Origin of the sequence: Pseudomonas sp. MYb327, from assembly GCF_040438925.1 — a bacterium.
Lineage (GTDB): Bacteria > Pseudomonadota > Gammaproteobacteria > Pseudomonadales > Pseudomonadaceae > Aquipseudomonas.
The window spans coordinates 598696-610664 of the sequence record NZ_CP159258.1; the positions used below are offsets into that span (position 1 = coordinate 598696).

At 60.4% G+C, this 11969-nt stretch carries 10 protein-coding genes; 2 read left to right on the forward strand and 8 right to left on the reverse strand.

All coding sequences use genetic code 11. From position 1 onward, the window contains the following. Nucleotides 1-84: 84 nt before the first annotated feature. From ABVN21_RS02700 to speB, 4 genes are all read right to left on the reverse strand, one after another. Nucleotides 85-1464 carry a sodium:solute symporter gene (locus ABVN21_RS02700; protein WP_339554018.1) on the reverse strand — a complete coding sequence of 460 codons (1380 nt, stop codon included), beginning with the start codon at nucleotides 1462-1464 and terminating at the stop codon, nucleotides 85-87. A 164-nt stretch (nucleotides 1465-1628) separates the two neighbouring features. Beyond that, a complete protein-coding gene (locus tag ABVN21_RS02705; RefSeq protein WP_339554016.1) occupies nucleotides 1629-3140 on the reverse strand; it encodes a cytosine permease in 1512 nt (503 codons plus the stop codon). 54 nt (nucleotides 3141-3194) lie between these two features. After that, a complete protein-coding gene (locus ABVN21_RS02710; RefSeq protein ID WP_339554014.1) occupies nucleotides 3195-3617 on the reverse strand; it encodes a nuclear transport factor 2 family protein in 423 nt (140 codons plus the stop codon). Between the two features lie 9 nt (nucleotides 3618-3626). Next, nucleotides 3627-4577: an agmatinase gene (gene speB / locus ABVN21_RS02715; protein WP_339554013.1), complete on the reverse strand. Its 951-nt coding sequence runs from the start codon at nucleotides 4575-4577 to the stop codon at nucleotides 3627-3629. Between the two features lie 347 nt (nucleotides 4578-4924). Between speB and ABVN21_RS02720 the strand changes: the two genes are divergently transcribed. Beyond that, nucleotides 4925-5821, forward strand: coding sequence for a LysR family transcriptional regulator (locus ABVN21_RS02720; protein WP_339554011.1), 897 nt, complete (start codon nucleotides 4925-4927; stop codon nucleotides 5819-5821). 11 nt (nucleotides 5822-5832) lie between these two features. Further along, a complete protein-coding gene (locus ABVN21_RS02725) occupies nucleotides 5833-6426 on the forward strand; it encodes a DTW domain-containing protein (RefSeq protein WP_339554010.1) in 594 nt (197 codons plus the stop codon). 50 nt (nucleotides 6427-6476) lie between these two features. Here ABVN21_RS02725 and ABVN21_RS02730 read toward each other — a convergent pair whose 3' ends face one another. The 4 genes from ABVN21_RS02730 to ABVN21_RS02745 form a co-directional block, all read right to left on the reverse strand. Beyond that, nucleotides 6477-7832, reverse strand: a complete 1356-nt coding sequence (locus tag ABVN21_RS02730) for an HlyD family type I secretion periplasmic adaptor subunit (RefSeq protein ID WP_339554009.1) — start codon at nucleotides 7830-7832, stop codon at nucleotides 6477-6479. Nucleotides 7833-7841: 9 nt separating this feature from the next. Continuing rightward, a complete protein-coding gene (locus ABVN21_RS02735; protein WP_339554008.1) occupies nucleotides 7842-10001 on the reverse strand; it encodes a type I secretion system permease/ATPase in 2160 nt (719 codons plus the stop codon). A 17-nt stretch (nucleotides 10002-10018) separates the two neighbouring features. Further along, complete coding sequence (locus ABVN21_RS02740) at nucleotides 10019-11377, reverse strand: TolC family outer membrane protein (RefSeq protein ID WP_339554007.1); 1359 nt, start codon at nucleotides 11375-11377, stop codon at nucleotides 10019-10021. Between the two features lie 123 nt (nucleotides 11378-11500). After that, nucleotides 11501-11914, reverse strand: coding sequence for a hypothetical protein (locus ABVN21_RS02745; protein WP_339554006.1), 414 nt, complete (start codon nucleotides 11912-11914; stop codon nucleotides 11501-11503). Between the last annotated feature and the right edge of the window lie 55 nt (nucleotides 11915-11969).

Sequence of the window (11969 nt, forward strand, 5' to 3'; positions counted from 1 at the left end):
GCAGTTTTCTCCAGACGAAAAAAAACGAGTGTGGCAACCGACGCCACACTCGTCGAAGAAAGCATCAAGTCGTTATGTTTCAGCTTAGGCGGCGCTGGCCAGAGTCGCCGGGCGACGGGACATCAGGCTCACCAGCACGAAGCTCACCAGGCCAACACCGAGGCTGTAGTAGATCGGGGTGTTGGCATCCAGACCGTCCTTGACCATGAACAGCAGGGCAGTGGCGAAACCAAGGCCCATGCTGGCGATGGCGCCCGCGGTGGTGGCGCGCTTCCAGAAGATTGCGCCGATCAGCGGGATCAACATGCCGCCTACCAGCAGGTTGTAAGCCAGGGTCAGGGCGCTGATCACGTCGTTCACCACCAGGGCGATACCCAGCACCACGATACCGGTCAGCATGGTCACCAGACGGTTGAGGCCCAAGCTCGACTGTTTACCGCCGCGCAGTTTCGGCAACAAGTCTTCGGTCAGAGTGGTCGCAGCGGCGAGCAGGCCGGCGCTGGCGGTGGACATCATGGCGGCCAGTGCAGCAGCGATTACCAGACCACGAATACCGTCCGGCAGGGACAATTTGACGATGGCGGCGAAGGCGTTGTTGACGTTGTCCAGGTCCGGGATCAGTACGTGTGCAGCCATGCCGATCAGGGCGCAGGCCAGACCGTAGATGATGCAGTAGATGCCTGCGGCGGTGCCGGCGACCTGAGCCACTTTGGCGGTCTTGACGGTGAACACCCGTTGCCAGATGTCCTGACCGATCAGGATGCCGAAAAAGTAGATCATGAAGTAGGTGATGATGGTGTCCCAGCCGATGGTGGTGAAGCTGAAGCTTGCCGCCGGCAGTTTCAACACCAGTTCATCCCAGCCGCCAACGCGGTACAGGCAGATTGGCAAGAGGATGAACATCAGGCCCACGGTCTTGATCACGAACTGGACGATGTCGGTCAGGGTCAGCGACCACATGCCACCGATCGCCGAGTAAACCACCACGACGCCACCGCCGAGCAGTACCGAAATCCAGAATGGCAGGCCGAACAGCACTTGCAGGACAGTGCCGATGGCCAGGATCGAGGTCACGCCGATCATCAGCGCGTACGCCAGCATGATGATCGCGCTCGCCGAGCGGGCCATCGGGTTGTAGCGTTTTTCCAGCACCTGGGTAACGGTGTAGATCTTCAGTTTGAGCAGCGGTTTGGCGAGGAACAGGTTCAGCGCCACGATCCCGCAACCCAGTGCGGCGCACAGCCAGAAACCGGAAATGCCATGTACATAACCCAGACGCACGGTGCCCACGGTGGACGCGCCGCCGAGGACGGTGGCAGCCATGGTGCCCATGTACAGGCTCGGGCCGAGGTTACGACCGGCGACCAAAAAGTCTTCGTTGGTCTTGGCCTTGCGCATGCCGTAATAGCCGAGTATCAGCATCGCGGCGGCGTAGATGAGTACGACGAATAAATCCAAAGCCATGATGGCGTGTCTCCGATTGTCTTTTTTATGGTGAAACTAAAGCGTTTCTGTGGTGCTGCTTTTTGTGGGAGCGAGCCTGCTCGCGAATGCGGTCAGACAGTCACATCAATGTTGGATGTGCCGCCGTCTTCGCGAGCAGGCTCGCTCCCACAGGTGGAACTGTGTCAGGCAGGCTGACGTAGCTCGGGTTTTACCGCGACGCTTGTGCTCTTGCTGCGTGAATCATTCGGGCCGAACACCGCGCTCGATTCCGGGAACAGGCTCAGCAACGCGAGGTACACCAGCGAGGCCAGGCCCAGGGTCACCGGCAGGCTGACGTCTATGCCGCCGGCCAGTTCGCCCAAAGGTCCGACAAACTGCCCCGGCAGGTTCACGAAGCACAGGCCGACGGCCGCGCTCGGGATCCAGGCACCCAGGCCACGCCAGTTCCAGCCGTGGGTGAACCAGTAGCGGCCACCTTTCTCGCCGCGGGTGAACACCTGCAGGTCATCCGGGCAGTAGAAGCCGCGACGCACCAGCAGGCCGATGATCATGATCACCATCCACGGGGTGGTGCAGGTGATGATCAGCACGGCGAAGGTCGAAACGCTCTGCACCAGGTTCGCCGCGAAGCGCCCGATGAAGATGAAGGCAATCGACATCACACCGATCAGCAACGTGGCCTTGACCCGCGACAGCACGCGAGGGAACACGCTGGACATGTCCAGACCAGTGCCGTACAGCGACGTGGTGCCGGTGGACATGCCGCCGATCACTGCAATCAGGCACACCGGCAGGAAGAACCAGTTCGGCGAAACGGCCAGCAGGCCACCGACATAGTTGTTGGCCGCGATGTAGTCTGGAGCCTTGATCGCGACGATGGTGGCGGTGGTCAGGCCGAACAGGAACGGGATGAAGGTTGCGATCTGCGAGATCACCACGGCGGCCATGATCCGGCGCTTGGAGGTATCACGCGGAATGTAGCGCGACCAGTCGCCGAGGAACGCGCCGAAAGAAATGGGGTTGCTCATGGCCACCAGCGCAGCACCAATGAACGCAGCCCAGAAACCCGGTTGTCCCATGTTCACGGTGCCGGCGTAGTTCACATCAAACGGACCGGCGAAGGCGAAGATGCCTAGCAGGAACAGCAGGCTGGCGCTCCACACCGCGATCTTGTTGACCCACAGCAAGAAGCGGAAGCCGTAGATGCACACGGTGAGTACCAGAATCGCGAACAAACCGTAGGCCAGGCCCAGGGTCAGGTCGGTTTCCGGCAGGCCGATCAGGCGTTTGGCACCACCGATCAGGGCATCACCCGAACTCCACACCGAGAGCGAGAAGAAGGCGATGGCGGTCAGCAGCGACAAGAACGAACCGACGATCCGCCCGTGCACGCCGAAGTGCGCACCGGAAGATACGGCGTTGTTGGTGCCATTGATCGGGCCGAACAAGCCCATTGGCGCGAGGATCAACGAGCCCAGCAGCACGCCCAGCACAATCGCCAGCACGCCCGCCTGAAAAGACAGGCCGAACAGCACCGGGAAACTGCCGAGCACGGCGGTGGCAAAGGTGTTGGAACCACCGAAGATCATCCGGAACAAGTCCGTCGGGCCTGCAGTTCGTTCGTTGTCCGGGATCTGTTCGACCCCGTGGGTTTCAATTTGCGTAAGGCTTTGGTCGTTGTTGTTGTTATTCATGATCTGCTCCGATCATAAAGGCGCGCTCATCGTGTGTGAGCGTCACCTGTTTGGCTAAGGGGGTGGCAGCCCTTCCGGCATTGCGGACAAATGTTCGTGACAGGCCAGCCATAGGCCTTGTTGTTCTTGGCCAGACGCTTGTTTCTTGAAAACAATCGTCTCGCGCTCCTGGCTGAAGTGTTGCTCCCCTTGCATGCGCAGCTCGGTGGCCACGTCATGAATGAAAATCGCCACGTCACCCTGCAGGCTGACGAAAGCGTTGCTCGAGGTGCACGAGAGCACCTCGAAGCCATCCTCGGCACGCCAGCTATCCCACAACGCCTGATAGGCATGGCGCGACAGCAGCGGCTGTTCGAGGGTGTAGAAGACGAAGCTGGCATCGGCGCTGAAAGCCCCGAAGTAGGCTTCGCGATCGTTACGGGCGAAGGCAGACACCAGATCGGCGGCGGCTTTCAATACCTGATCACGTTCGTTCATGACCGATCCTCAGCGGTGGACCACGCCGGGCAGTACGCAGAGCATTTCGTACAGCAGGTTGGCGGCCAGCAGCGAGGTGTTGCCGGTGGTGTCATAAGCGGGCGAGACTTCTACCAGATCGCAACCGATCAGGTCGAGGCCTTGGCAGCCACGAACGATCTCAATTGCCTGAATGGTCGTCAGACCACCGATTTCCGGAGTGCCGGTACCCGGTGCCCAGGCCGGATCGATGCCGTCGATGTCGAAGCTCAGATACACCGGACCGCCGCCGACTTTTTCGCGAACTTCGGCCATCAACGGTGCCAGGGATTTGTGCCAGCACTCTTCGGCCTGAACGACGCGGAACCCCTGATTACGGCTCCAGTTGAAGTCGTCAGCGGTGTAGCCCTGGGCGCGCAGACCAATTTGCACCACACGGTCCGGGTCCAGCAGGCCTTCTTCAACGGCCCGGCGGAAGGTGGTGCCGTGGGCGATTTTCTCGCCGAACATGTGATCGTTCACATCGGCGTGGGCGTCGATGTGCACCAGGCCGACCTTGCCGTGCTTTTTATGGATGGCACGCAGGATTGGCAGGGTGATGGTGTGGTCGCCGCCCAGGGTCAGCGGGATCACATCGTGTTCGAGGATGTTGTCGTAGGATTCTTCGATGATCCGCACGGCATCCAGCAGATTGAAGGTGTTGATCGCCACGTCGCCGATGTCGGCAACCGACAGCGAGTCGAACGGTGCCGCGCCGGTGGCCATGTTGTACGGACGGATCATCACCGATTCGGCGCGGATGTCACGTGGCCCGAAACGGGTGCCGGGGCGCAGTGAAGTACCGATGTCCAAAGGCACGCCGACGAAAGCAGCGTCGAGGCCGGCAGCGGTAGGTACGTGGGGGAGTCGCAGCATGGTGGCGATGCCGCCGAAGCGCGGCATTTCGTTGCCGCCCAGTGGTTGGTGAAGAATCTTGTCCACGGGTAGGGCCTCATCGTCGTTTGTTTTATTTATGTCGGTTGCACCGTTCACGGGAGGTACGGGCACCGGTTTGGGCGGATTCTGCGAAATGTAGTGGCCGGGAAGAATCGCTACGGGCAAATACTTAGTTCAGATTTTTCTAAACTAATGGTGAGGGCCGGGATAGACTTCTCGGCTTGAGCGATGCGTTGCACGGACGGGCAGATCGCCAGCAAGCCGGCTCCTACAGGTCGGTGTCGCCCAGAGGCACGGGTTATTTCTGTTGGAGCCGGAGCTTGCTGGCGATCGGTTGCGCAGCAACCGCCCATCCGACAACGCGTCCTCACTGAACAAGTTACGGAGCCCCCATGGCCAACGCTTTACCCGACCTGAAACTATTGCGCATCTTTGTCAGCGTGGTGCGTCATCAGGGTTTCGCCAACGCCCAGCAAGAGCTGAACCTCTCGACGTCGGCCATCAGCACCTACATGAGCCAGCTCGAAGCGGCCCTCGGCCTGGTGTTGTGTCATCGCGGCCGTGGCGGTTTCAGCCTGACCAGCAAGGGCGAGTTGTTCCATCAGGAAACCCTGCGTTTGCTGGGGGAGCTGGAGGGTTTCGAACAATACGCCGCCGCGCTCAAGGGCGAACTGCGCGGCACGCTGAATCTTGGGGTGATCGATTCCACCGTCAGCGACAACGCCCTGCCGTTCGCCGAAGCCATCGGCGCCTACAGCCAGGAACACCCGGCGGTGCATTTGCATTTATCGGTCATGAGTCCGTACGAACTGCAGCTGGGTGTGCAGGACAATCGTCTTGACCTGGCCATCGGCGCGTTCTCCACGCGCATGAGTGGCCTGGTCTACATGCCGCTTTACCGCGAACAACATTGGTTGTATTGCAGCGCGCGTCACCCGTTGTTCAACGAGCGGCGGATTCCCGAGCAGGTCATCACCCAGCAACGGATGGTGGGTCGCGGCTACTGGAGCCAGGCCGAACTGGCGCGCCACGGCTTCAAGCACAGCGCCGCGACGGTGGAGAGTATGGAGGCGCAACTGATTCTGGTGCTGTCCGGCGCCTACATCGGCTACCTGCCGGAACATTACGCCCAGGCCTGGGCTGACAAGGGCGACTTGCGTGTGCTGCTGCCGGCGACCTTCGGCTATCAAGCGCCGTTCTCGATGATCGTGCGTCGTGGCCGCAGCCGCGAACCGTTGATCCAGACCTTCCGCGATCTACTCAAAGCGCAGCTGAATCAGTCGGCTTAAGGAACCAAGCAATGTCCAGAGTCCAGTGTTCCCGCTGCCTGCGCCCACAAACCCATTGCCTGTGCCCGTTGATCCCAAGCCTCGACAGCCGCACCCGTGTGCTGTTGTTGCAGCACCCGAGTGAAGTGAATCATGCGCTGAACACCGCGCGCCTGGCCGCGTTGGGGTTGACCAATGCCGAACTGATCGTCGGCGAGGTGTTCGAGGATTTGCCGGCACTGTTGAATCGGCCGGGGTATCGCGCGCGGTTGTTGTTTCCCGGTGACGACGCGCAACCGGTGCAAGCCTATACCGACTGCGATGAACCGCTGTTGCTGGTCGTACCGGATGGCACCTGGCGCAAGGCGCGCAAGATGTTGCATCTCAATCCGCTGCTGGCGGCGTTGCCGAGGGTGACGCTGGCCGAGGGCGGCGTATCCCGTTATCGACTCCGCAAGGCGCCGGGTCCGGGGGCGTTGTCGACGGTGGAGGCGATTGTGCAGGCCTTGGAAACACTCGAATCACCGACCACGTTTGCGCCTTTGCTCAAGCCGTTCGAAGCGTTGATCGACGGGCAGATTGCGGCGATGGGGGAGGAGACTTACCTGAAAAATCACGGCGGATGACTACTTGTAGCGAGGGAGCTTGCTCCCTCGCCACGGGGATGGAGTCGGGCCTATCTTTCGCGCATCGCCTCGGTCCGCGCTTTCAACACCGGTTTGAGCAAGTAATCCAGCACACTCTTCTCACCCGTGATGATATCCACCGTCGCTACCATCCCCGGGATGATCAGCAGCGGTTTCACGTCGCCGCCCAAGTGGTTTTTGTCAGTGCGCACCTGGATCAAGTAGAAGCTGTTGCCCTTGTCATCGGTAATGGTGTCCGCGCCGATCAATTCCAGTTTCGCGCTCAGGCCGCCATAGATCGTGTAGTCGTAGGCACTGAACTTGACCATGGCTTTCTGGCCTGGATGGAGGAACGCCACGTCCTGTGGCCGGACCTTGGCCTCGATCAGCAGGTTGTCTTCCAGCGGCACGATTTCCACCATATCGCTGCCTGGCTGGACCACGCCGCCAATGGTATTGACCTTCAGCACCTTGATGATCCCGTGAACGGGCGAGACCACGGTGGTACGCGTTACGCGGTCGTCGATGGCGATGCTCGATGCGGTGATTTTCGACAGGTCGGTGCGTTTCTCATTCAGCTCCTTGGCCGCTTCCGAGCGGAAGGTTTGTTCCGACTCGTCGATCTTGCTCCTGATCTCGGCAATCGCCGATTCCGCCCGGGGAATGGCCAGGGTGGTGGCGTTCAACGAGCCGCGAATTTCAACCGCGCTGCGCTTGAGGCGCAAGATTTCAACCGGCGACACCGCGCCGGTCTTGACCAGAGGTTCGGACATACCCATTTCCTGGTTGACCAGCGCCAGGCTTGAACTGTATTGCCCCTGTTTCGAGCGAAACTCCGCCAGTTCCTGGGTTTTTTGCCGAAGTTGTTCGCTTAGCGTGCGTTGCTCGCTGGCCAATCGACGTTGCCGTTGGTCGTACAGCGAGCGTTCGTCCTCGGCCACTTGCGGCGCTTTGGCGATGACCTCGTCCGACAGCTTGAACGGCCGGCCCTCGGCCTCGGCGGACAAGCGCTCGACCTGCGCGGTCAGCGCGTATCGATCAGCCTCGCTCTCGCCCTTGTTCGACAGGTAGCGCGTGTCATCCAGGCGCAACAAGGTGTCGCCCTTGTTCACCATTTGTCCTTCGCGCACGAAGATTTCGGTGACGATGCCGCCTTCAAGGTTCTGGATCACCTGAACCTTGCTCGACGGGATCGCCTTGCCTTCGCCCATTGTGACTTCCTGGAGCACGGCGAATTTGGCCCACACCAGCGCGCTGATCAGCAGCGCCGCCGCCAGCCACACGGTAATGCGAGACAAGCGCGGCGAATCCTGCAATGACGCACCGGCGGTTTCGGGCATGAATTCAACTTCGGCGCTTTTGCCGAAGCTGTTGAAGTAGCCGCGTGAGTTTTGGTCCGCAGACATGGGCTACTCCTAGACAGCCGCAGAGCCGACACGGCCCTTGCGCAATGCATCGATGACTGCTTCTTTCGGTCCGTCGGCGACGATCCTCCCGTTGTCCAGCACCACCAGCCGATCCACCAGGCTCAACATCGAAGTACGGTGGGTGACCAGCAATACGGTTTTGCCCTGGACCAAACTGTGGAGTTTCTGTCGCAGGACGTCTTCGCTGCTGTTGTCCATGGCGCTGGTCGGTTCGTCGAGCAGCATGATTGGCGGGTCGAGCAACAAGGCACGGGCCAGCAATACAGCCTGGCGTTGACCACCGGACAGCAACTGTCCGCGCTCGCCCACGGGCCGGTCGAAGCCTTGCGGGTGTTGCCGGGCCAGTTCCGTGACGCCAGTGAGCTCTGCCACTTCGAGCATGCGGGCGTCGCTGATGTAGCGCGCGCCGAGGGTCAGGTTGTCGCGCAGGCTGCCGGCCAGTAGCGGCAGGTCATGGGCGACGTAGCCGACTTGATGGCGCAGGTCGGCGACGTCCAGTTGCCGCAGGTCCAGGCCATCGAGCAGCAACTGGCCTTCCTCCGGTTCATAGAAGCCCATAACCAGTCGACCAAGGGTGCTTTTGCCGGAGCCGCTGCGACCGATGATGCCGATCCGCTCGCCGGGTTTTACGGTGAAACTGACATTGGCCAGTGCCGGGGTGCTCTGGCCGTTGTAGTGGAAGGTCACACCGACGACGTCCAGTGCACCTTGCAGTTGCGTGCGTTCCAGCGGCCGTTGTCTGGCATCGCGCTCCTGCGGCAGCGACATCAGCGCGTCAGTGCTTTTCATGGTCAGTTGCGCTTGCTGGTAGCGGGTGATCAAGCCGGCAATCTGACCCAATGGGGCCAATACTCGGCTACCGAGCATGTAGGTCGCCACCAGTGCGCCGACGCTGAGATTGCCGGCGATGATGCTGTAAACCCCGGCGACGATGGTCGCCATGCCGGAAAACTGCTGGATGAACAAAGTGCCGTTGGTGGCCAACGCCGAGAGGTTGCGCGCATGGCTGTCGAGGCGAGTGAGGGCGCCGTGGGTGCTTTCCCATTTGTGCTGGCGTTCACTTTCGGCGCTGCAGGCCTTGAGCGTTTCCAGGCCGCCGAGGGTTTCGATCAGCAGCGCCTGGCGTTCGGCGCCAAGGCTGAGGCTCTTCTGCACGGTGTCGCGCAGGCGCGCCTGAATGATCATGGCGAAGATGATCGTGATGGGAAAGGCCAGCACCGGAATCACCACCAGCCAGCCACCGAGCAGACCGATGACGACCAACATCAGCAACGCGAAGGGCAGGTCGATCAGGCTGGTGAGGGTCACGGCGGTGAGGAATTCCCGCAGGCCCTGGAAGTCGTGAATGCTCTGGGCAAATCCGCCGATGGTGGCCGGGCGTGCTTTCATCGCCATGCCGGTGATGCGCTCAAACAACGTGGCCGACAGGATCACGTCGGTTTTCTTCCCGGCCGTGTCCAGCAAATGCGCACGCACCACTCGCAGTACCAGTTCGAAACCGGTGCCGATGAGCAAACCGATGGACAGCACCCACAGGGTCGACGTGGCCTGGTTCGGCACTACGCGGTCGTAGGTCTGCATCACGAACAGCGGCACCATCAAGCCCAGCAAGTTGATCAGGAAACTCGCCAGAATCGCATCGCTGTACAGCCACTTCGATAACTTCAGGGTGTCGCGAAACCATGCCTGGACTCGCGGCACCAGCGGTGAACGCAGGTCCTCGAGTTCATGGCGCGGCCGGGCAAACAATGCCTGGCCGGTGTAGTGCTCGGCCAGTTCTTCAGGGCTGATCCATTGTTCGCCGCCATCGGCTTCGCTGGGCAGGATCAGCACCCGGCCGTCATCACCGTAGCGGCGCAGAACGGCGGTGCGGCCGTTGTCGAGCAGCAGCAACACGGGCAGGTTGAGCGTAGAAATATCTTTGAGATCGCGGCGCAGCAAGCGCGCTTGCAAACCCGCCCGGGCCGCTGCGCGGGGCAGCAGGTCCAGGCTCAGGCGTTGGTTCGCCATCGGTAGCCCGGCACTCAGGCTGGCGCGACTGACCGTCGCGCCGTGGAGTTTGCAGAGAATCAACAGACCATCCAGTAACGGGTCATCGAAGCTCAGGCGTGGATCGACACCGCTGTTGGCGGTTTCCATGCTTGTCACATTGAACGCTCCAGGCACTACTTCAGTTCAGGCAAACGGGCTTCGTTTATTACTTCGGTCTGGGCGACGGCATCGGCGGGAAGCACTACGCGTTGTTTGCTCAGCAACTGGCCCATGTTCGCCAACACACGGTACATCGAATACTCCTCGGTGTATCGAACTTCGGTGTAGCGGCGGTTGGCGTTGTAGAGCTCGTTTTCACTGTCCAGCAGGTCGAGCAGGGTGCGTTGGCCGAGGCCGAACTGGTCCTGATAGGCGATGCGCACGCGTTTGCTGGTGTCCGCGTATTCACGGGCGGTCGGAGTTTGTTTCTTGGCGTTGATCATGGCGTTCCAGGCCAGGTGGATGTTTTCGTTGAGTTGGCGCAGGGCGTTGTTGCGGATGTCCATCGCCTGATTGATCTTGTGCGCATCGGACTGCAGACGAGCCTTGTCGCTGCCGCCGCGGAACAGGTTGTAATTCATCACCACACCGACCCGCCACTCGTTGTCATGGCCTTCTTCGCCGCCGATGTTGTTGTTCGCACCCACCGCGGCTTCGGCGTCGAAGCGAGGGTAGAACGGTGACTTCGCGACTTCGTACTGGCTCTCGGCCGATTGCACGTCAGCCTGGGCGGATTTCAGGTAGGGGTTGTTGTCGACCATGCTTTGCTGAGCTTCCGTCAGCGACGCCGGCAGTTCGCCACGGATCGACGGCGGGGCTTCGAGTTCGTCCGGCAGGCGCCCGACAACGGCGGCGAAGTTCGACTCGGCGTCCGCCAGATCGACTTCAGCGGTGTCGAGGTTGTTTTCCGCCAGTGCCCGACGAGCGGTCGACTGGTCGGCATCGGCGTTGCTGCCGATACCCCGCTCGGTACGCAGGCCTATCTGATCGTTGACCCGCAAGTGCGCTTGCAGGTTGTTTTTGGCCAGCGTCACCAGTTCGCGGCGCTTGAGCACTTCGAGGTAAACCTCGGTGGTGCGCAGGGCCAGGTCCTGAGCGGTGCCCTGAGCGTAATAGGCGCGGGAGTTGACCACGCCTTTGGTGCGCTCGACTTCGTTGGACGTGTTGAACCCGTCGAACAGCATCTGCCGCAAGCGCAACTCCGATTGCGTGTAATTGAGGATTTCCGTGTGGTGATTGCCGAACGCGCGGGTGTTGGTGTTATCGCTATACCCGCGCCCGTACGCGGCATTCAGATCCACCGATGGATAAAAACCGCCCTTGGCGACCTTCACGTCTTCATCCGCCGACAGACGGCTGTCCACTCGCGATGCCAGCTCCGGGTGCGTCGCGATGGTGCTCTGGATCGCATCTGTCAACGACATGGCTTGTGCCTGAGAAGAGCAGGCCATGGCCAATAGTATTGCGCTGCAGAGCGGGGTTAAAAGGCGCATGGGTGCATCTCCCTGATTTCCTAATGGTACTTATTTGTCGCCAATTATTTGACGGCTTTTATAGGTATACCGTTTCATCGTTTTAACAACAGAGCTAAGAACATTCTACAGAAAACCTAAGAACTATTTCTCATAAAGCTTATGCCAAAAAAAACTTATGCGGTATTCTAAATCCGGCACATTGTTCTCCTCGGAAGCCCTTGTTTTATGAGCTTTAGGGCGCTCAACGGGGCAGAAGAAAAGTTCCATCCAACTCATCGAAAATAGGCGGAGAAGTGCTGGAGGGGAGGGAAGCGAAGCGGTCTGTGGTGACGGTTTTTTGTCGCCCGGATGGTTCAGAACCGTTACGCATCGCTCGCAGGGCTCGTAATTTCGGTCATTTGACCCGTTGCCATTGATTGCAAAGGGTTTTAGTTTCTCGCCGTAAATGAAGCCCGCGAGCAATACGCTAGGCGAGATCGTCGCCAGGGAAGCGGTTAATGCAAATAACCCCGCTGACCGGCACAGACGATCCGCCAGGCAACCCGCTTGAGCCATGAGCATGATCTCCGCAACAAAACAGGTGCCGACAGCGGTTGGCAGCGGAGGAAAT